Raw genomic sequence first — 22,728 nt, 5'->3', positions numbered from 1 at the left:
GATAAAATCAACCCTCTTTTCTAATTAACCTCACGCCCTGGGGCTGGTGCTAGCACTTCTCGATTCCCATTATGTCCTGGGGCACTAACGATACCATGTGCCTCAAGTTGTTCGACAATACGTGCAGCCCTATTGTAACCAATTTTAAATCGACGCTGTACGCCCGATACAGAGCCTCGACGTGACTGAACAACATGTTCAACAACCTGATCAAATAATGGGTCAGTCTCTTCCTCACCCTCTGGCTTTTCTCCTGGTAGTAAAGATTCAGAACCTTGGTCGCCACTCGTAATTTCATCAATATACTGTGGTTTGCCCCTAGCCTTCCAATTATTTACCACAGAATGAACATCATCATCTGAAGCAAAAGCACCATGAACACGAACTGTATGACTCGAACCAGGAGGAAGGTAAAGCATATCTCCCATGCCAAGCAATGATTCTGCTCCACCTTGATCTAGAATAGTCCTTGAGTCCGTTTTGGTCGAAACGGTGAAAGCAACACGAGTAGGTATGTTCGCTTTGATAAGACCGGTAATAACATCTACTGAAGGTCTTTGGGTAGCAAGTATCAAATGGATCCCTGCTGCACGGGCTTTTTGCGCTAACCGTGCTATTAGTTCCTCTACTTTTTTACCTACTACCATCATCAAATCAGCAAATTCATCCACGATGACAACAATGTAGGGAAGTTTCTCCAGTAATGGTGGTAGCTCATCCATACTGTCGCCTTCTTGCCACAGCGGATCATGGATAGGGTGACCAGCCTCAGATGCCATTTTTAGTTTGTCATTGAACCCTTTTATGTTCCGAACACCAAGCGCTGACATTAATTTGTAACGGCGCTCCATTTCACCAACACACCATCTCAGAGCGTTGGATGCATCTTTCATGTCAGTAACAACTTCAGATAAAAGATGAGGGATCCCCTCGTATACCGAGAGTTCAAGCATCTTAGGGTCGATCATAATAAAACGGACATCCTCAGGGCCAGCTTTATATAACATACTAAGAATCATCACATTGACCCCAACAGATTTGCCTGAACCTGTCGTCCCCGCAACCAATACATGGGGCATTTTCGCGAGATCGGCAACCAAGGCCTCGCCTGCAATATCCTGCCCCAGAACGACCGTTGTTGGAGATTTAGCTGTTTGGAATTGCGGGCTTCCAACGACATCTGAAAAATAGACCGTTTGCCGGCTCATATTAGGTAACTCTAGACCTACATAAGGTTTACCCGGAATAACCTCGACAACCCGTACCGCCATTGCTGAAAGAGAGCGTGCTAAATCCATTGATAGGCTCGATATACGGCTTACTTTGACTCCTGGTGCAAGGTCGAGCTCAAACCGCGTAATGACAGGCCCTGGAAAAATATCAACGACCGTTGCTTTTATCTTATAATCAGCAAGTTTAGCCTCAACCAATCTCGCTATATTTTCTAACGCCTCTCTATCAATGAAATTTTCCCTTTTTTCAGGGTGATAAAGTAACTCTAAAGTTGGCAGAGGCTCATCTGGAACTGGAAGGTTTGATTCTTTTTGAACTAGGAATGGGTTTTGTTTCGCTGCACGCTTCTCCTGAGCTTCTGTTACAAGTTCCTGAAATGCAGCTGCATCATCTAAATTATGTGAACCTGGAGACTCTTGGTCATGGTCAGCGTCTTGTTCTTCATTAATACTTGCAAAATCTATGTCTCTCTCAATATGCTTGAGCTCTACTTCCTCAACGATTGTATTTAACTCTTCAGCTTTTATTGATGGTTCAGTAACAACCTCTCCAATCCTAGACTCATGCCAAGGCAAGTCCTCTTCTTTGCTTTCAACTTTATCTTCACTACCAACTGAGCGATCGAGTTTATCCGAGTATGTGACATGAGAGACTTGCTCTATATCTTCTTGAGCTATGTCATCGTTCATATCGGTCTCAATCTCAGCTATCGTCGATTGAAGTAATTCATCTTTCCTCATCACAAGCTCAGATATTCTGTCATTATCAAACTGAGCTTTCAGTGGTTCAACGACTTCTGATTCAACGCTCGATTGATTCGATAAAGTTCTCTCCATTTGAGTAACAGTTTCTGGAATATGGATATTGAACTGCCGATCATGCCTTTTGCTATCATTACCTTCGACTTCTGAACCTGATGACGTTACATCGAGACCATTGTCTTCTTGAATTTCACTAGCTTCATTACTTTCATAGAGCTGCGGTTCTAACACCTCTTTCGAGGTCCCTCTGAAGAGGTTGATGAAATGACTTATAATACGAAGAGTCGAAGATCCTATAGAATCGACTAAGTTAAGCCACGATATTCCAGTGAGCAACGTAAAGCCCGCTCCCCATAAGAAGAGAAGAACTAGTGTTGTCCCAAGAACGTTCAAAATAGGAATGGCAAGATTTGATAAAACATCTCCGATAACACCACCAGAAGAAAAGTACCAAATATCATCAAAATTAATGTCCGCTAGTCCACAGCTGGTCAATACAAGAAGGGTTAATCCGAGGAGGCGACTGCCCCAGATCATAAAGTCTACAGGTTCATCTTCTGCTCTTTTTCGAAAGAGAACCCAGCCAAATAGGGTAATAAGAAGTGGTATAGTGTATGCAAGCAAGCCGAATGAGAAAAATAAACTATCTGCTAACCAAGCACCAAAAACACCCCCCGCATTATTTACTTCTCCTCCCCATGCAGTTTGTGACCATGATGGATCAGCCTCATTGAACGTGATTAATGCAACGAATAGCAATATAGAGGTCAGTACCACTACAATAAGACTGCTCTCTTTCAAGCGTTGCGGTCCGTTTAGCCTGAGAGGTTGAGCGTTATTTCCAGTCTTTACTATCGTCTTTACTTTGTTTTTGGTTTCTTTGAACATACCCAACTTAATATGTGTTTGATTTCTTGCGATAATGAGATAATAAAAAAGCCTGAGCGGAACAACCACTCAGACCCTTCAATTTAAACACATCAAGCAGAAAAACCCAATTGCTGAAAGTCAGAATATGGAAAGCCTTTACAACCAAGAGACTTTAAATCGCTTGGGTAGAACGATCCAAACCTAAATAATTTTCTTTATCGAGTTTTAATAACAAGCTGGTTCGTTTGCTTGACTTCTTCCATGACAACATAAGTCCGAGTGTCATTGACTCCAGGTAAGCGTAGCAGAGTATCACCCAGAAGCTTACGATAAGCACTCATATCTGATACTCGGGTCTTAAGTAAGTAATCAAAGTCACCCGATACTAAATGACACTCTTGAATATCATCTAGCTTCTGCACCGCCGTATTGAACTGTTCAAACACATCTGGGGCTCCACGATTGAGGGTAATCTCTACAAACACGAGGAGAGACGCGTCAAGATACTGAGGATTCAACAATGCCGTGTAGCCCGATATATAGCCTTGTCGCTCTAAGCGTCGAACACGCTCCAAGCAGGGTGTAGGTGATAGACCCACTCGCTTAGACAATTCTACATTGGAGATCCGACCATCTTTTTGTAACTCATTTAAGATATTACGATCGATTCTGTCTAGGTCTTTAGACGGTCTTTTGTTGTTGTCTACCATTTTTTATTCCACCTTATTACTTCCTTGCAAAAAAATATACTACAACTTTTTAATATTCAGTATCAAATTTTACTTAATCATATCTATACTAGACATTAATTCGACAGAATTACCCTACATATAGTTAATACAACCAGCATTATTTATGCAACCAACATAAAATGAGGAGTCAGGATGATCATTGGCGTACCAAAGGAAATTAAAAACCACGAGTACCGTGTTGGAATGATCCCAGCCAGCGTTCGTGAGCTTATCTCTCACGGACACGAAGTTTTAGTTGAGACCAACGCCGGTTCAGGTATTGGTTTTTCAGACGATGATTACATCGCCGTGGGCGCATCCATTCTCCCTGCTGCTACTGACGTTTTCGCCAAAGCAGACATGATTGTAAAAGTAAAAGAGCCTCAAGCTGTCGAGCGAGCTATGCTTCGCGAAGGGCAAATACTGTTTACTTATTTACACCTTGCACCTGATTTTCCACAAACTGACGATCTAATCAAGAGCAAAGCCGTTTGCATAGCGTACGAAACTGTAACAGATAATATGGGTCGCTTGCCACTACTCGCGCCAATGTCTGAGGTAGCGGGCAGAATGTCTATTCAAGCAGGTGCACAAACATTAGAAAAATCTCATGGTGGTCGTGGCCTTCTACTAGGTGGCGTTCCTGGCGTAGAGCCAGCTAAAGTTGTCGTCGTCGGTGGTGGAGTAGTCGGTGCAAATGCGGCACGTATGGCTGTTGGTCTACGCGCAGATGTTACAATCCTTGATCGTAACGTAGATACTTTGCGTCGTTTGGATGAAGAATTTCAAGGGCAAGCTAAAGTTGTTTACTCAACAGTAGACGCAATTGAAAAACATGTCCTTGAGGCCGACCTAGTCATTGGCGCAGTACTTATTCCGGGAGCAGCAGCGCCGAAGCTAGTAACGAAAGAACACATCAGTAAGATGAAGCCAGGCGCTGCGGTAGTCGATGTTGCTATCGACCAAGGGGGATGTTTTGAAACTTCTCACGCTACAACGCATGCAGAACCCACCTACGTAGTTGATGACGTCGTTCACTATTGTGTTGCAAATATGCCTGGAGCAGTAGCTCGTACTTCAACATTCGCTTTAAATAATGCAACTCTTCCTTATATCGTAAAACTTGCGAATAAAGGTTATCGTGCGGCCTTAGAAGAAGATAAAGGATTCTTGGAAGGCTTGAACGTAATCCACGGTAAGGTAACGTGTAAAGAAGTTGCTGAAAGCTTTGATCTTGAATTCGTAGAGCCCTCAGAAGCTGTTAAAATGTTCAGTTAATCGCTAAGGTTAAAGAAAAAGGCAGTTAACTTGGTTAACTGCCTTTTATTTGAGATTTAGAACCAACGCTCTAAAGACGCTTTATCCAACTGCCTAAATGCACGACTAAGAATCTTAGCTAGTTCCTTATATCGGGGAGATGGCTTTGCAGGCTCTAAGGCGCACCCACTCTCTATTATTCTCTGATGTATTTCCCTATACCAAACCGCCAGAGAAGGTGGAAGCAAGGTGTTCGCTCTATTGCCCAGCCACCAAATTCCCTGGAGAGGTAGGCTGATAGCAAACAAGGCGATAACGATCGACTGTGTCATTGCACCATATTGAGAAAAAACCATTTGCATGAGCACACCGATAGTCGCAACTGCAGGCATCACCTTTATGCCAAAACGTGTGGCTTTAATAATCCGTTGTTCTGGGAACAATAGATTCAGCTCTTTACGCATGGGCCACACATCCATATAGCGCTGTCCATCACGCAAGCTGTGGATTAAACCAACTTTTTCACTCATAAAATCCCCTCGCTTACTCTAAGAGCCAAAAAATAGTTGAATAATTCAACTAAAGGTACAAAAATTGATAAAAAATAACGTGAATTCAAATTTTTTTTGTTATTATTGAGCATTATCGTTATTCTTTATAGGCCCACAACCTCATTGTTGCTGTTCTTTACAATTTAAGCAACTTTTGAGACTTTTCTGCAACGGACGCTAAAGTGATAGTTAACACCCGTCACTCTGTATACGGAGTTAGAGGCCTTTTGACCAAAGACGAATCATGTTTATAAAATTTAGTTCGTGTTTGTGGTTGTTTTTTATTCTAACTGATTGTCACAGGTAATCACTCATGTCAAAGCTAGTCTTAGTTTTAAACTGCGGTAGTTCTTCTCTTAAATTTGCTGTCGTTGATGCAGAAAATGGTGATGAGCACCTAACAGGTCTCGCCGAATGCCTACACCTACCAGAAGCACGTATCAAGTGGAAACTTGACGGAAAACACGAAGCTCAACTAGGTAACGGTGCAGCACACGAGGAAGCACTCGCATTCATGGTAGAAACTATTCTCGCTTCTAAGCCAGAACTCTCTCAAAACTTAGCTGCGGTAGGCCACCGAGTGGTTCATGGTGGGGAGAAATTTACCCAATCAGCACTCATCACCGACGCTGTTTTAAAAGGTATCGAAGACTGTGCGACTCTTGCTCCTCTGCACAACCCAGCACACATCATCGGCATTAAAGCGGCACAAAAGTCTTTCCCTGAGTTAAAGAATGTCGCAGTATTTGACACCGCTTTCCATCAAACAATGCCGCAAGAATCGTACCTTTACGCCTTGCCTTACAACCTGTACGAAAAGCACGGTATTCGTCGCTATGGGATGCATGGTACCTCACACCTATTCATCACTCGTGAGGTAGCGGGGTTACTAGAGAAGCCAATAGAAGAATTGAATATCATAAACTGTCACCTAGGTAACGGTGCATCGGTTTGTGCGATCAAAAATGGTCAATCCGTCGATACTTCAATGGGACTGACTCCATTAGAAGGTCTAGTCATGGGCACAAGATGTGGCGATATTGATCCAGCAATTATCTTCCACCTTCATGATACACTTGGTTATTCTGTTGAAAAAATCAATAACATCCTAACCAAAGAATCGGGCCTTGCAGGTCTAACTGAAGTAACTTCTGATTGTCGATTTGTTGAAGATAATTATGGTGAAAAAGAAGAAGCAACTCGAGCAATGGACGTCTTCTGCCACCGCTTGGCAAAATACATCGCGGGATACACTGCTTCTTTGGATGGTCGTTTGGATGCTATCGTGTTTACAGGTGGCATTGGTGAAAACTCAGCTCCAATCCGTCAGATGGTATTAGAGCGCCTTGGTATCTTTGGAATAGAAGTTGACAATGATGCCAACCTTAAAGCTCGATTCGGAGGCGAAGGAACGATTACAACAACCAACAGTCGTATTCCTTCTATGGTAGTTTCTACTAACGAAGAGCTTGTAATTGCAGAAGATACTGCACGTCTCGCTGAAATTTAAACCATAGCTTGGCTGGTACATAACCCAGCCAAGCTTCTTTTTGATACTTTTAACGTCTACTCTTTAATAGAGGACGGAAAATAATCGCCACAGGTATCTATAGATGTCACGTACAATCATGCTTATTCCTGCAAGCGCTGGTGTTGGCTTAACTAGCGTTAGCATGGGCACTCTCCGCGCTATGGAGCGTAAGGGAGTAAATGTCTCTTTTTACAAACCAATTTGCCAACCAAGAACTGGTGAAGATCAACCGGACTTAACCTCTACTATCGTTAGTGCAAATAGTGATATGCAAATTGGTGAGTCTTTGGCCATGTCCGTCGCCGAAAGCTTAATCGGCCATGACAACATGGATGAGCTGCTTGAGACCATTGTTGAACGTTTTAATAAAGTTAACAAAAATGCCGACGTAACACTCATTGAAGGACTGGTTCCAACACGGAAACACCCTTTTGCAAACCAAGTAAATGCTGAGATTGCTGCGACGCTAGGCGCTGAAATCGTTCTAGTTGCAACACCCGGAACCGATAGTCCCGCACAACTAAAAGAGCGTATTGAAGTCGCTTGTTCGAACTTCGGCGGTACAAAAAACAAGAATATTTCTGGCGTCATCATTAACAAACTCAATGCTCCAGTTGACGAAACGGGACGAACTCGTCCCGATTTATCAGAAGTTTTTGATGATGCGGACAGTGCAAAACAAAACGAAATGAAGGTAATGGAGATATTCGACTCCTCGCCAATTCGTGTTCTCGGATGTGTTCCGTGGAGCATTGACCTGATCGCAACTCGCGCAATTGATATGTGTAACCACATGAATGCCGAGATTGTAAACGCTGGTGACATTGACTCACGTCGTATCAAAGGCATTACCTTCTGTGCACGTTCTCTACCAAATATGATCGGTCATTTCAAACCTGGTTCTCTATTGGTAACCTCAGCCGACAGACCAGATGTTATCGTTGCTGCGTCTCTCGCTTCAATGAATGGTCTTGAACTTGGCGCTGTACTCCTGACTGGTGGTTACGATATCCCAGAACAAATCGTTGAACTGTGTCAGCCTGCATTTGATTCTGGTCTACCCATTTTTAAAGCTCAGGGAAATACATGGCAAACCTCACTGAACCTTCAAAGTTTCAGTCTTGAAGTTCCTGCTGATGACAAAGAGCGGATCGAGCTTATCAATGACCACGTGGCAGGTCACATCGATGCAAGCTGGATTGAATCAATGACAGAAGGAACTGAGAAGTCACGCCGATTAAGTCCTCCTGCCTTCCGCTATCAGCTTACCGAATTTGCCAGACAAGCAGGTAAACGTATCGTACTTCCTGAAGGCGACGAGCCGAGAACTGTTAAAGCAGCAGCAATCTGTGCTGAAAGAGGCATAGCAGAATGTGTTCTTTTGGGAAATCCAGAAGAAATTAAGCGTGTTGCAGCTCAGCAAGGTGTTGAACTCGGTGCTGGTGTCAAGATTATCGATTCTGATGCCATTAGGGAAAACTATGTTGCACGATTAGTTGAGCTACGTGGCGCAAAAGGTATGACCGAAGTCGTTGCGAGAGAGAAACTTCATGACTCTGTATTCCTAGGTACCATGATGCTTGAGAATGATGAGGTTGACGGACTAGTATCAGGTGCGGTTCACACGACGGCAAATACCATCGTGCCTCCATTCCAGATCATCAAGACAGCACCTAACGCCTCAATAGTATCATCGGTATTCTTTATGCTGCTTCCCGACCAAGTGTTGGTATATGGCGACTGTGCAATTAACCCAGATCCTACAGCTGAACAGTTAGCAGAGATTGCGATACAATCAGCAGACTCTGCGGCCGCTTTTGGTATTGACCCACGTGTTGCGATGATATCCTATTCTACTGGTGAATCTGGCAAAGGTGCCGATGTAGACAAAGTCCGCGAAGCAACAAAGTTAGCTCAAGCTAAACGTCCGGATCTTGTCATCGACGGCCCACTTCAGTACGACGCTGCTATTATGGAGAATGTCGCAGCCTCTAAAGCACCTAACTCTCCTGTGGCGGGTAAAGCGACTGTATTTGTCTTCCCTGACTTGAACACGGGTAACACAACTTATAAAGCCGTTCAACGTAGTGCTGATTTAGTTTCTATCGGTCCGATGTTGCAAGGAATGAGAAAGCCTGTTAACGATTTATCTCGCGGTGCATTAGTCGATGATATTGTTTACACCATCGCCTTAACCGCCATTCAAGCGGACCAAGAGCAAAAATAATATTGCCAGCCTTTCTAAGCCCTTTTCTTAAAGGGCTTTTTCATAGAAAGTCTCTACCGTGCGCTGAATACAACTCTAGATAAGGCCCTTGGGGAATAACCTGCGTTGGATTGATATTCTTATGGCTAAAGTAATAGTGGCGTTTAATATGCTCAAAGTCTGTCGTTTCAGCAATCCCATCTAATTGATACAGTTCTTTAAGGTAGCCATACAAATGCACATAATCCGCAATACGCTTTTTATTGCATTTGAAATGGCCAACATAAACAGGATCAAAACGTACTAATGTTGTAAACAGTCTCCAATCGGCTTCAGTGATTGTGTCTCCCACTAGATAACGGTGGTGGTGTAAATGATTATCCAATTGATCCAGCGCATCAAACAGGCTTAAAAACGCTTCATCATAGGCTTCTTGGGTTGTGGCAAAACCGCATCGATAAACACCGTTATTGATATTCGGATACACAAAATTATTCCATTCATCGATAATGTGACGTAGCTTTTCAGGATAGAAGTCTAAGTCATTGCCCGTAATATGATTAAACTCACTGTTAAACATCCGGATGATTTCAGAAGACTCATTACTCACAATTACATTTAATTTTGTATCCCACAGCACTGGAACCGTTACTCGACCTGTATATTGAGGTTCGCATTGAACGTAAAGTTGGTAAAGGTATTGGAAACCAAAAAGTGGCTCCTTTTTTGATATTTCCCACCCCTGCTCCATCATTTCAGGGTCAACGACCGTCACAGCGATGTGTGGTTCAAGCCCCTTAAGCTTTCTATATATCAAGGTTCGATGTGCCCAAGGACATGCCAGAGAAACGTAAAGGTGATAGCGTCCGGACTCCGCATTAAACTTCGTTCTCTTATCAGCCCTTACCCATTGCCGAAAACCTGCATCTTCACGCACGAATCGTCCTTTAGATTCCTGCGTATTGTACCAAGTGTCATACCAAACACCCTCAATCAGCTTTCCCATAATACTCTCTAAGACAAACTCCTTTATCGAAGTATATACCCCCAGCGACTCATCTGACTTGAATTAGAGCATATTAAGGACGTCAATTTCATGATTATCGAGCACATTGGTAAGGCGACGAGTAGAAATTCTCATGCGGTATACCAAGAGAAAAAAGACGCACTACCACAAAGGCAGCGCGTCTAAGCCTGTCACAGGCTGAAGTCGTAATGATAGAACTGAATTAATTCAACACTTATCTATCTTTTGGATCTAAAGCATCTCTTAGACCATCACCAACATAGTTAAAACAGAACAAGGTTACGACCATAAAGGCAGCTGGAAACGCGAGTTGCCAAATAGCAATCTCCATGGTTTGAGCCCCCTCTTGCAATAAAGCACCCCAGCTTGTCATTGGCTCTTGGACACCTAACCCCAAAAATGAGAGGAATGATTCTGTAAGAATCATGCTTGGTATAAGCAATGTAGAATATACGGCAACGATACCTAATACATTTGGAACAATGTGCCTTGTGATGATTTTCCAGTTACTCACCCCAGAGACATTTGCCGCTTCAATGAATTCTTTATTTCTTAAACTTAGCGTTTGGCCACGAACGATCCGCGCCATATCTAACCATGCGATAGCACCGATAGCGACGAATATTAGGACTATATTCCGGCCAAAAAACGTAACTAAGACGATAACTAAGAACATGAATGGAACAGCGTAGAGAATTTCTAATATACGCATCATGATGCGATCGACTTTACCACCAATAAAGCCTGAGGTTGCTCCATAGAGTGTTCCAATCAGAACAGCAACGAATGCCCCTAGGATTCCGACCATAAGTGAAATACGACCACCCACAAGGGTACGAACATATAAATCTCTTCCCAAACTATCGGTACCAAACCAATGATCAATATTTGGACCTACATGCATCGCATACCAATCCGTATCATCGAAGGTATGCTGGGCGATCATAGGCAAGAAGACAACAGCAAGAGTCATGACAAATAAAATGCATAGACTGACCATTGCTGCTTTATTTCGTACAAAGCGGATACGAGCATCTTGCCATAAGCTTCGACCCTCAACCTCGAGGTTTTCTGCAAATTTCTCGACCGCTTCAAGATTTTCTTTTTTCGTTAGCATAACTATACGTCCTTGTTAGTAGCGAATTTTAGGGTCGATCATTGCGAGCAGAATATCTACAATCGCATTGAACAAAATAAACAGGAAACCGATTAGAATGGTAATTCCCATCACAAGTGAGTAATCCCTGTTAAACGCCGCATTGACGAACAATTTACCAATTCCCGGCAAACCAAAGATGGTTTCGATAACAACAGAGCCCGTTATAATACCGACAAAAGCAGGCCCCATGTAAGAAACGACGGGCAAGAGTGCAGGTTTTAACGCGTGTTTTATAACGATGTAACGATAACTAAGGCCTTTAGCACGAGCGGTTCGAATAAAATTACTGTTTAGTGTTTCGATCATAGAACCACGAGTGATCCGAGCAAAGGTCGCGATATAGAGAAATGACATACCCAGAATAGGCAAAATCATGTACTGAATTGCCCCGCCGTTCCATCCACCAGCGGGAAACCAACCTAACTTTATAGAAAATATGTAAATTAGAACTGGAGAAAAAACAAAAGACGGCAGAACGACACCAATCATGGACGTTGACATGACCGTATAATCGAGCCATGTGTTTTGTTTGAGCGCAGCAAGAGTCCCTACAGCAACTCCAACAATAACCGTAAATATAAAGGCATAAAAACCGACTTTGGCTGATACGGGCAAAGACTCTGCAACCAATTCGTTAACCGTGTAGTCTTTGTATTTAAACGAAGGACCAAAGTCGCCCATTAATATATTGCCTAAATAAGTTGTATATTGCTCAAACAGTGGTTTGTCTAGACCATACTTCTCATTAATATTCTGGAGAACTTCTGGCGGTAATGTTTTTTCCGATGAAAAAGGACTTCCCGGAGCAAAACGCATTAAAAAGAAAGAGACCGTTATCAGAACTAATAAGGTAGGGATTGCCTCAATAACTCGAGAAAAAATAAGTTTAATCATACAACATCTCACATCTAAAAAATAATGCGCCAACCAATTGTTTTGGCGCATTGTTTGTTTACTTTAAAAGTTATTTAGTAAGGTACAAATCTTTAGAGTAGACGTTGTCTTGTGGGTTTTTCTCTGGATATCCTCCGACATGACTACTTACCAAGCGAGATTTAACATACTGATAAATCGGCGCAATAGGCATATCATTCGCTAATTGAGTCTCAGCGATTTCATAATATTTATTTCGCTCCTGCTCTGTTTTAGCAACATTAACCGCGTCATTCATGGCTTTGTCGTAGACCGCGCTGTTATATTTTTGGTCATTCGAGCCATTATCACTGACGGCAATGGCCAAGAAGGTGGAGGCTTCATTGTAGTCAGCACACCATCCAGCGCGACGGACATCAAAGTCACCCTGCTTTGAGCTTTCTAGGTATGTTTTCCACTCTTGGTTTTCAAGCTCTACATCAACGAACTTTCCGAGTGACTTTTTCCACATTGACTGTATCGCTACCGCGATTTTCTTATGGTTGTCGTCTGTATTGTATAGTAGTGAGAAATCTAGTGGCTTATCCTCGCCAAAGCCGGCCTGAGACAATAGTTCCTTAGCTTTTGCGATACGCGCATCGTGATCCATATTTGCATATTCGGGCAAGACAGGGTTAAATCCGGTAATACCGCTATGCGTTAACGCATAGGCAGGCTTTTGACCTTGACCTAAAATCGCATTTGTTATGATGTCTCTGTCGATCGCGTAAGATAGCGCTTTACGAACTCTCGCATCATTAAAAGGTGGGCGTTCATTGTTAAAACCGTAGTAGTAAGTACAAAGATATGGTGAAATAGCAACCTCGTCAGGATGTTCTTTCATCAAACGTCGGAATTGCTCATTCGGTAACTCGTCCGTCATGTGGATTTCACCAGATAAGAAACGATTCATCTCCGCATTTTGATTTTCAATCGGAAGGAAAGTCACTTTAGTAATGATAGTATCTTTGTCATCCCAGTAATTGCTATTGCGTTCAACAACAATTTTTTCGTTTACAACCCAATCAGTGAGTTTATATGCGCCATTACCAACAAAATGTTCAGGCTTAGTCCAGCTGTCGCCATATTTCTGAACAGTCGCTTTGTGCACCGGATACATAGTTGTGTGGGCTAACATCTTAACAAAATGAGGAACGACAACATCTGTCTCCAATACAAGAGTATGATCGTCAATAGCCTTCACGCCTAGGCTATCGATACCCTTCTTGCCTTCAACGATATCCTTGGCATTTTTCATTTTAGTGTATTCAATGTACCAAGCGTAAGGAGACGCTGTTTTTGGATCGACAGCGCGCTTAAAACTGTACTCGAAATCGTGTGCAGTGACAGGGTCACCGTTTGACCACTTAGCACCTTTACGTATCTTGAATGTAAACGTCTTATTATCATCTGTTGACCACGACTCTGCCACACCTGGAATAGTGTTTCCTTCAGCGTCTTGGATGACCAAGCCCTCCATTAGGTCTCGCAAGACATGCGATTCTGGTACGCCCTCTGTTTTATGAGGGTCAAGTGACGCCACTTCAGCACCATTGCCACGAACTAATTCTTGGACATCAGCAAGCTCGGTTGACTTAGAACTAGAAGCTTCTGTCGCTTTCTTTTCATCAGGTTTGTCACCACAGCCAGAAAGGGCTAAAGATAGGCCAGCGCTTAAGAATATAGCGCGAGTTATTTTATTCTTGTACATGCATTTAACTCCGAGTTTTTTGTATAGCATCCATGACTTCTTCACATTTTCACTGGAACGGCCAGCATTTCAGCTTTTTTTGCCTAATAAATAAGCATAAAATACTGAAAATTTGTAAAGATTGCAGCACACATTACCAATCATCATTCCATAATTCCATAAAAAGGTATCAAAAAATCATCAAATACTGACGTAATCGATACAAACCAGTTACAAGCACTGGAAGGCAATTAACAACTAGAATAAAAGTTTAATATTTACATCTAAGGTAGATTAACACGCCACTAGTTATGACAGATATCTCATTAGAAGATTATGCTGGCGTGTATCGTGCGAGAAAAAAAAACAAAGTTACACAGTGCAGTTAACATATATGCAAAAAATAACACAAAAACTTAACGTTATGTGAGGTTAATCACCTGATATCATTCTTGATTTTAGATTTGGTATTTTAAGTATCTGGCATAACAAACGTTAAACCAACTGATAAGCATCAACTAAATCTTGTCTTTTATCAGCTCCTATACTTTAAAACTTTTGGTACAGGATCTCAGAAAAAACATTTCAATTTGTGTGGTTTTGAAGCAAGAACACATAAGCAACACTGTGCATTACCCATATTGATAAATGACCTTTACCCTTCGCCAACATTCACACAGCAAATCAATTGAAAACAAGAAAAAAGGTGATGTATGCGAAATATTAATTATTTATTATTATTCCCAATAGTTTCTGTCTCTCAAGCAGCAAGTGTTGTCAGCATTGACGATATTGACTTAGCTAAGACTATAAACGACACCAATGGTGCAACACAGGTGTCGAGTGTGTTGCCAATATTGGCATTCGAAGACGTTACTCAAGCTTCAACACCCATTCATAATTTAGTTAGAAAACGACAGCTTCACCGTGGAATACCGGTCTACGGACAATCAATTGTTGTCGACCAATCACAGCGATTTGACACAGCGGTAGACGGAACCGTAATGGTAGGTATAGAGAACGACGTCACTTCAGTACACCCAATGCTCAGTGCTCATCAAGCTATTACTATTGCCCAAAATCAACACAAAGGTTTTACCAATCAAAGCCAAGAAGATGCGAAAGCTAACCTAATCATTTGGCAGGATAAACAAGCCTTAGCCAAACTCGCCTATAAAGTCGACTTTTTGTCTTTTGAAGGGATGAACCCTTCTAGACCTATTAATATCGTCGACGCAAATACGGGAGATATCTTAGATTCATGGGAAGGCATAAACTTTATAGAAGCGGAAGGTCCCGGCGGCAATGAGAAAAGTGGACGCTACTATTTCGGTGCCAACACAAAATACGGTGGATTTACTGTCAATCAGTATTGTCAGATGGATAGCGACAATGTGGTTACCTTGGATATGAATAACCAACAATATGGGGGCCAAGTTTATCAGTTTAACTGTAAGGTCAACAACTACAAAGCCGTTAATGGTGCTTACGCCCCACTCAATGATGCTCACTATTTTGGTCAAAGAGTGTTTGATATGTACAAGGATTGGATGGGAACTCGCCCTATTCAACAGAAACTTTCAATGCGAGTACATTATGGTTCCAACTACGGTAACGCCTTTTGGGATGGACGTCAGATGACTTTTGGCGATGGAAATTATTCGATGTATCCACTGGCCACATGGGACGTAATTGCTCATGAAGTCAGTCATGGTTTTACCGAGCAAAATTCCGGTTTAGAGTATCGAGGCATGTCTGGAGGCATGAACGAGTCATTTTCAGATGTTTCGGCAGCGGCTTTAAGCTTCTATGTTCATGGTGACTTCAATTGGAAAATGGGTGAGCACGTCATGAAATATTCACCTGCGATGCGGTATTTCATCAACCCTAGCCATGACGGATCTTCTATTGACCATATCAATCAATACTATAATGGTATCGACGTTCATCATAGCTCTGGTATATTTAATAAAGCCTTCTATCATCTCGCAACCTTCAATGGTTGGGACATCAAGAAAGCCTTCCTCACATATGCCACCGCAAATCAACTTTTTTGGCAACCCAATTCCAACTTTACCCAAGGAGCGGATGGGGTTTGCAAAGCAGCTGCAAAACTTGGATATGACACTGCTGGAGTCACAAATGCATTTAACCGAGTAGGAATACAGTTGCATTCTTGTTCTGGCTCAGCTCCAAATCCTGAGCCAACCCCTCAGCCACCAGTACCTCAACCAAATATCACAACTGTTGAGATAAACCAGCCTTACCCTATTTTGAGTTCTGATTCTGATGAACAGCACTTTTTGTTACCAAGCTCCAATGCCAACGAGATATGGATACAGACTTACAATGGTAGCGGAAATGTTGACATGTATGTCGCTATAGGACGTCCCGCTTCACTTACCGATTACGATTGCAGTTCTTCCAACCAAGATAATAGCGAATATTGTGGCTTCGATGGCATCAAAGGTATGAATATCTATACCATGGTGACGGGAGCTAACTCTTCAAATGAAGCGTATTTCGGTGTTAGTGGTTATGTAAATGCTTGCGATAACGTTTATGAATGGGCCTCATATTTCTATTACACCGCTGGTACAGAGGTCCAATATCAAGGCAATAAATTCATTGCGACACAAGATAATTGGGGGGCAAATCCCTACGAGCAGTATTGGAACTGGTCTTACCAAGGAAGCTGCCAATAACCTTATAACCGTGAGCCCACCAAGTGGGCTCACATTTGTTTGGGCAATGATTTATCGCCAATACCAGTGGCTACCTTGAACGCTCGCACCCAATGGCCAATTATTGTGGTTTCTTTTAAGACTGTTACCTAACCCATTTTTAAGCTGATTAGAATCCCAACGCCACTTTTGCGTATCACTCATGTCACACTCTTCTATAGTAATGTTGATCCCATCTTGATCTAAACATAAGTCGGGAGCGACTTTACTCGTGAGTTGACCTAATGCATTCAGTTTCCATAACTGATTATCACCATTATGACAGTGCCAACTGTAGATCCGAGATCCAGCATTGTAAGGTCCTGCCTCAACATCTAAACACTGTGAGCCGTTTGTCACCAACTGGTGCCATTCTTCTTTGGGCTTATCATCTTCAGATGATGCGGCTGCGAATAATGCACTTACTATTGAAGTCATTGGCTGGCTGTAGTGAGAAGCACTTGGCGCTTTTGTTCTCCAACTTTCGGGGACAACGTCTTTTACATCCCAGCTTCCAGCGCCATCATAGTATGATTTGGCAATAGCATCAGGCGTTGGTGTCCACAAGAAATCTGGATGACGATTTTGATACCACTCTCCTCCTATGGTATTCCCATCAGAATCCAGCTCTAGGTCGTAGTAGTATTTCACCCTTGCAACGCCATCAAGTCTCGGCGCATCATACTCACGATGAGTAGGATTGGTTTCAACCATATACTCTACAATCATCTCAACGCCAACAACCGATTCGGCCCTTGCAGAACGGTAGGAAGAGAATTTATCTTTGGTATACTCCGATAAAGCTATGGTTACATTATTCGGATCATTTGACGCTCGATTTGTCTGTGGGTTGAAGTAGGTCAATTTATACCCCAGGAGTGGTTGATTCCAAACCTGATAATCATAAGTCGCGTCCATGATTACACTGCGTTTACTGATCCCCAATTGGTTCAAGACAGATAGATGCCAGGTTGCGGGGTTGGTATCGACACAGTCTGGCTCAATGATACGGCCATTCTCGTCTTTTTCTGGACTTTTGATATTACAGCGACCACCAACAAAACGTGTGTTAAATGGAGCCTCGGACCAAAGCAGTGTACCGAGTGCTTTTATATCTGATGGATAGAATTTGATCGATTGTCCATTTGGGGCCTTCACATCCATTGATTTCATTGGCCTTGGAAGCATATATGCTGCCGCTGCCCAGCCGTGACAAAGACCCATCCAGCGCTCAACTTTACCGCGTGATTCATAATACCTTCTACCCGAATCCCAAGACCGTTTGGTCAGGGTAAAATTAGTGTCGCCAACTAAAAGGTCATATTTCTCTGCTGGCGAAAGTAAATGACGCTGATCATTGGGATAGCTATCTAACGGCTTTATTGATTCTGAAAAATCGTAATACTCTTGCCATGTATAGGCGGATAAATCCCTATCATTATAACGCCAAGCCGCAGCTCCAGAATAAAGCGGCCAATACGTATCAGACCAAGGTTGCTCATCTAATTTCATTGAATTTGGAGCTTTGAGACTGAGCTCATTTAGGTTGCGAATCAACCCATAACCGGCATCGACTAGCCTTGCCGGATTGTCATTACTTCTGATAGGTGAAAACATTCGAGCGTCGTTCGATGACCTTTCTATAATTAGGTCACGCAGATCCGAATGCAATTCGTCATCTGCAGACCACTCGACTGCAGAGTAATCATCTCCTTCTTTAGGTGGTAGTTGATTCATTGCATTAACGGGATCAGAATGAAAATAATCCATGAATGCAGAGATACTTGTTTCGTCCGCCATTACGTTAAATGGCAATGATGATATGGAGAGCAAAGCTATTAATTTTTTCATTATTAAAAAACCTACATAATAAATTTATATTATTATATTCACGCCATTTATTAATTTATTTGGCGAGACGTAGATTGTTCACTTTTTACCCTAAAATCAACGATTACTTGGTAGCAGATTAAAATAATGCTAGTGAATGCATCAAAAAAATCAGTTATATATATTAATTATATTTAGAAATGAATTTGACTATAAATAATTCAGAAAATCATCAAGATAGTATTTATGAACAAATATGTATTTATATCTATTTATAAAATAACAGTGTGTATTATAAAGTTTGTATGAGTTTCATAAGTACGTTAGATATTGATTGGATAGACAATAAAAGCATTATTTTGTACAAAATTTACGCCCCAAAACTTCAAATAATCCCCGAATATATACCCAAGTGATTTCAAGATATAGGACTCAGAGCTATGGATTAGGAAAATAATGCTACGAAGTAGTCGGCTCTTACCAAGTTGTTTGACGATGAAATAGGCACTGTAGCCCGTTCCAAAAGGGTAACTTACCCTGCTTTACATAGGTCATTAGCGATGTTCGGTTTTACATGTGAGATATTCAAATCGCTTCCATCACGACAAACGAATAATATCCCACTTAAAACCGCACACCTCGAGGTTAATGGACAATCAATTAAGCTCTATTCCTCACGCATGGAATACATCCAGTATTCAAAAATTGGTTTTAACAAGAAGGAAGCTGGAGTTCTTTCGTCAGTGCGAATAAACGCATCGACAAGCATACCTGGGACTAACTCAAGCTCTGCAAGATCCTGTTTGGCCTGTTCATCAAGGGTAATTTCTGCGGTAAAAAATGAGGTACCGCTATTAGGATCAGAGATGACATCTGCGGATATATTCTTTATTTTACCATAGACCTCAGGAGTCGTTACCGCATTAAAGCTTGGAAAGCGAATTCTCACTTCTTGGCCAATACTAACTCTGTCAATTTGCAATGGGTCGATCCTAACATTAACTACCAAGGGCATAGAACTAGGCACAATATTTGCGATTTCTGTACCTGCTTGAATAACGCCTCCAATAGTATTCGCCGAGAGCCCAAGAACACGCCCACTCATTGGTGCACGGAGTACTAACCGCTTTAGTTTGATACTATTTAGGTCAATATTTTCGATAAGCTCAGCTTGCTTTACTCGGAGATCTTGTAGCTCAGATTGCGCATCCTCTTGGAATTTTGTTTTTTGTCTTAGCCACTCAATTTCGTGATCAGCAATGGTGTTACGTGACTCGGCAATACTCGCTTCTAACTGCCCTAACTCACTTTCATATTTCGCTGCCTCTCGATGCAAAATTCGTAACTGTGTCTTTGAAGCAAACTCTTGCGCCTGAAGTCGCTCCTGAGCATCAAGGTCTTTTTGAGTCAGCTTCAGTTGCTTTTTGGTTGCAGCGAGCTGACGCTGTAATCCGGAAATCACATTCTCAGTTCGTTTTTGTCTAATTTGAGACTGTGCCTTTGTTTGATCAATAATGGTCTTCCGAGCATTAAACAACATCTTTTCATTGTTGAGTATTTCTTCGAAGCCCTCTATACCTGTCCCCATTTCAATAAGTTTTGAGGAGTAGTTCAGCTCATTCGAACCACTAATCTCACTAAATAACCTCTCTATACGAGCTCGAGCTTCTACCCTCTTACGTTTAAGCACGGTTTGCTGAGTATGTAAACTCGCACCATCGAGAAGGAGTAGTGGCTCGCCGATTTCAACAAATGCTCCTTCTCGTATATAAATGTGTTTTACTATGCCGCCGTCTGGGTGCTGCACGGCTTGCTGCTTGGCCTCTACACTAATCTGTCCAGAAGCCACGACCGCACCATCAATTTTTAGGCTAACCGACCAAAGAACAAAACCACCTAGGCCGAAAATCAATGCTAACATCCCCACGAAGAGATATCGCTGCATTGATACGTAGAGTGCAAAATCATTAGGATCACGGTTTTCTTTCATGAGGTGGCTCCAGATCGAGTGACTTGATTAAGCACTTTATCTTTGTCGCCAAATGCCACCATTTTACCTTTATCTATAACCAACACCTTATTACATTTGGTCAAAGCTGATGGTCTATGTGCGATGACTAATACCAATTTCTCTGAATTACGCGCATTTTTAATTGCTTGATTTAATGCTTGCATACCCGGCTCATCGAGGCTTGAGTTAGGTTCATCGAGAATCAGCATCACTGGGTCATCGTAAAACGCTCTAGCTAGACCTATTCGTTGCTTCTGTCCTCCTGAAAGTACTCCCCCACTGCTCGTGATTTGAGTATCATAACCATTAGGAAGTTTTAAAATAAGATCATGCGCCGCAGCCTGCTGACTTGCAGCAATGATTTTTTCTGAACTTTTGTCGAGGTTAAATCGCGCAATATTTTCAGCCACCGTTCCTGGGTATACTTTCACATCCTGCGGTAAATACCCAATTAAACTACCTAAAGTTTCATCATCGTATTGATTGAGTTCAGCGCCGTCTAACCTAATTTCACCACTACTCGGAGGCCAAAAGCCGATTAGCGCACGAGCGAGTGACGTTTTCCCAGATGAGGAGGGACCAATAATACCAATCGCATCACCGGGCTCTGCTGCAAAGGTTATTCCCCGAATTACAGGAGAGGTTTCTCCCGCTGGAACAACATATAGGTCATTGACAATCAACTTTGCTTTAGGTCTGGGTAACTCAGTTTTAGCTGGCTCAGCAGGATACTTTTCTAACAGTTTATTTAATGATTTCCACGAGTTTCTTGCTTGTTGGAAGATTTGCCACTGTCCAACAACTTGCTCAACTGGTGCAAGAGCTCTACCTAGCAAAATCGAACCCGCAATCATGGTGCCACCCGTCAAATCTCCATTCAACACTAACAAAGCACCAAGTGCTAAAATAGCTGACTGTAACAGTTGACGAGTAGTCTTGGTAATGACCGACAGTAATCCACCGATATCAGCAACTTTTATATTCGTTTTGAGTGCTCGTTGACGAGTTTGGCGCCATTTGGTTGCCATCCGATTGGACATTCCCAAGCCCTTGATAGTCTCGATTGAAGACCGGACCCATTCGGTTTGTAGATCGGCTTGGGCAGATTGCCGACTTGATTGGACTTGGCCTTTGCGAGTTTTAAACTCATTTAGTACTGATAGGAAGAAAATAAGTATTGCGCTTGAAATAGAAAACCATCCTAGCCAAGGATGAAAAAGAAACATAACGCCAATATAGAAAGGCGTCCAAGGTAAATCGAATATCGCGCCAGTGGCAGATGAAGACAAACCGGCTCGGAGCGACGACAACTCTTTCAGTGGACTTGCAGGTTGATCTCGAAAGGTTTGTGACTCAGCCTGCTTCATAACAATTTTAAATACAGTCTCATCCAACGCAGACTGTACACCAGAACCTATTCTAGCAAGAATTCTTCCCCGGCAATGGTCCAGCACCCCCATTACAACGTAGACAAAAACCACAATAATGAATAATGCAAACAAGGTCGCGGTCGAGTGACTTGCTAAAACGCGGTCATACACTTGTAACATAAAAAGAGGCCCCACTAACATCAGGATGTTAACAACGGCACTGAAAATAGCGACACCAATGAAACTCATTCGGTGTTTTTGAATTGCTTTCTTTAAGCTGTGGCAGCCTTGGCTGGAACTTTTTAAAGGCTCTGTCATACTTCTACTTCAAAATGAATTCAATTTACAGTTCAGAGAAATAACCTTATTTGTCTGAAAAATGTGAGAGTATTTGTTCATCTGCCGTGGTTCGCCATCCTTCTGGGACATTCTCCCCGAAATAGGTAAGTACACGCCCTGTTTTGCCACCAGGAGTTACCCTCAAACCTCGAGCAAAACGATCGGAAAACCTTTCACGCAATACGCTTTTAAGTGCCAAAGTATGCTTTACAGAAAACGGGGAAACATAATCAACAAACCATAAACGATCCCCAGAGTTCCAATCCTCAAGGCGTATTAACGATGGGTCACGTATATATCTTAGCTCAGCATCTTCTGAAAAATAGGCCCAGCTTGCATAGGCAACAGGAATACCATCATTCCCATGGAGAATCTCATACTGGCCCAAACTAATCGGAGGAATGGTATTACGGCTCATAAGCCGCGTAGACCAATCCTCATGAAGCTTAGAGTTCATCCATAACCAAGAGATTTGTCCAAGTTGAACGAAGTTATCAAGCTCTTTCATATCTTCACCTTGTCCCTGA

At 42.3% G+C, this 22,728-nt stretch carries 15 protein-coding genes; 4 read left to right on the top strand and 11 right to left on the bottom strand.

Going from position 1 to position 22,728, the window contains the following annotated elements:
• Window positions 1-20: 20 nt before the first annotated feature.
• Entirely contained in the window at window positions 21-2,882 is a 2,862-nt protein-coding gene (locus RH40_RS11350; protein ID WP_039954653.1) for a DNA translocase FtsK, read from the bottom strand.
• 197 nt (window positions 2,883-3,079) lie between these two features.
• Entirely contained in the window at window positions 3,080-3,574 is a 495-nt protein-coding gene (gene lrp, locus RH40_RS11345; protein ID WP_009601650.1) for a leucine-responsive transcriptional regulator Lrp, read from the bottom strand.
• 174 nt (window positions 3,575-3,748) lie between these two features.
• Here lrp and ald point away from each other — a divergent pair, with 174 nt between their 5' ends.
• Window positions 3,749-4,873: an alanine dehydrogenase gene (gene ald, locus RH40_RS11340; RefSeq protein WP_009601649.1), complete on the top strand. Its 1,125-nt coding sequence runs from the start codon at window positions 3,749-3,751 to the stop codon at window positions 4,871-4,873.
• 56 nt (window positions 4,874-4,929) lie between these two features.
• On the opposite strand, the gene yfbV is transcribed toward ald, so the two are convergent.
• Complete coding sequence (gene yfbV, locus RH40_RS11335) at window positions 4,930-5,382, bottom strand: terminus macrodomain insulation protein YfbV (RefSeq protein ID WP_009601648.1); 453 nt, start codon at window positions 5,380-5,382, stop codon at window positions 4,930-4,932.
• 334 nt (window positions 5,383-5,716) lie between these two features.
• Between yfbV and RH40_RS11330 the strand changes: the two genes are divergently transcribed.
• Together RH40_RS11330 and pta are read left to right on the top strand one after the other, a co-directional pair.
• Window positions 5,717-6,913, top strand: coding sequence for an acetate kinase (locus RH40_RS11330; protein ID WP_009601646.1), 1,197 nt, complete (start codon window positions 5,717-5,719; stop codon window positions 6,911-6,913).
• Window positions 6,914-7,016: 103 nt separating this feature from the next.
• Entirely contained in the window at window positions 7,017-9,161 is a 2,145-nt protein-coding gene (pta, locus tag RH40_RS11325) for a phosphate acetyltransferase (RefSeq protein ID WP_009601645.1), read from the top strand.
• Window positions 9,162-9,201: 40 nt separating this feature from the next.
• On the opposite strand, the gene RH40_RS11320 is transcribed toward pta, so the two are convergent.
• The 4 genes from RH40_RS11320 to RH40_RS11305 form a co-directional block, all read right to left on the bottom strand.
• Window positions 9,202-10,146: a glutathione S-transferase family protein gene (locus tag RH40_RS11320; RefSeq protein ID WP_009601644.1), complete on the bottom strand. Its 945-nt coding sequence runs from the start codon at window positions 10,144-10,146 to the stop codon at window positions 9,202-9,204.
• A 235-nt stretch (window positions 10,147-10,381) separates the two neighbouring features.
• Window positions 10,382-11,284 carry an oligopeptide ABC transporter permease OppC gene (oppC, locus tag RH40_RS11315; protein ID WP_009601643.1) on the bottom strand — a complete coding sequence of 301 codons (903 nt, stop codon included), beginning with the start codon at window positions 11,282-11,284 and terminating at the stop codon, window positions 10,382-10,384.
• A 15-nt stretch (window positions 11,285-11,299) separates the two neighbouring features.
• The gene (gene oppB, locus RH40_RS11310; protein WP_009601642.1) at window positions 11,300-12,220 is read right to left on the bottom strand and encodes an oligopeptide ABC transporter permease OppB; all 921 of its coding nucleotides are present in this window, start codon (window positions 12,218-12,220) and stop codon (window positions 11,300-11,302) included.
• A gap of 70 nt (window positions 12,221-12,290) precedes the next feature.
• Entirely contained in the window at window positions 12,291-13,949 is a 1,659-nt protein-coding gene (locus RH40_RS11305) for an ABC transporter substrate-binding protein (RefSeq protein ID WP_009601641.1), read from the bottom strand.
• Between the two features lie 692 nt (window positions 13,950-14,641).
• On the opposite strand from RH40_RS11305, the gene RH40_RS11300 reads away from it, so the two are divergent.
• Window positions 14,642-16,633: a M4 family metallopeptidase gene (locus RH40_RS11300; RefSeq protein ID WP_009601640.1), complete on the top strand. Its 1,992-nt coding sequence runs from the start codon at window positions 14,642-14,644 to the stop codon at window positions 16,631-16,633.
• A gap of 51 nt (window positions 16,634-16,684) precedes the next feature.
• On the opposite strand, the gene RH40_RS11295 is transcribed toward RH40_RS11300, so the two are convergent.
• The 4 genes from RH40_RS11295 to RH40_RS11280 form a co-directional block, all read right to left on the bottom strand.
• The gene (locus tag RH40_RS11295) at window positions 16,685-18,502 is read right to left on the bottom strand and encodes a ricin-type beta-trefoil lectin domain protein (RefSeq protein WP_009601639.1); all 1,818 of its coding nucleotides are present in this window, start codon (window positions 18,500-18,502) and stop codon (window positions 16,685-16,687) included.
• Between the two features lie 646 nt (window positions 18,503-19,148).
• A complete protein-coding gene (locus RH40_RS11290) occupies window positions 19,149-20,471 on the bottom strand; it encodes an HlyD family type I secretion periplasmic adaptor subunit (protein ID WP_009601638.1) in 1,323 nt (440 codons plus the stop codon).
• Complete coding sequence (locus tag RH40_RS11285) at window positions 20,468-22,180, bottom strand: type I secretion system permease/ATPase (RefSeq protein WP_009601637.1); 1,713 nt, start codon at window positions 22,178-22,180, stop codon at window positions 20,468-20,470. The genes RH40_RS11290 and RH40_RS11285 overlap by 4 nt, the downstream gene beginning before the upstream one ends.
• Window positions 22,181-22,226: 46 nt before the next feature.
• Window positions 22,227-22,709, bottom strand: a complete 483-nt coding sequence (locus RH40_RS11280) for a toxin-activating lysine-acyltransferase (protein ID WP_139056881.1) — start codon at window positions 22,707-22,709, stop codon at window positions 22,227-22,229.
• Window positions 22,710-22,728: the final 19 nt, after the last annotated feature.

Origin of the sequence: Vibrio caribbeanicus ATCC BAA-2122 (assembly GCF_000165125.1) — a bacterium.
GTDB classification, from domain to species: Bacteria; Pseudomonadota; Gammaproteobacteria; order Enterobacterales; family Vibrionaceae; genus Vibrio; species Vibrio caribbeanicus.
This window is presented reverse-complemented; position numbering and strand designations above follow the sequence as displayed.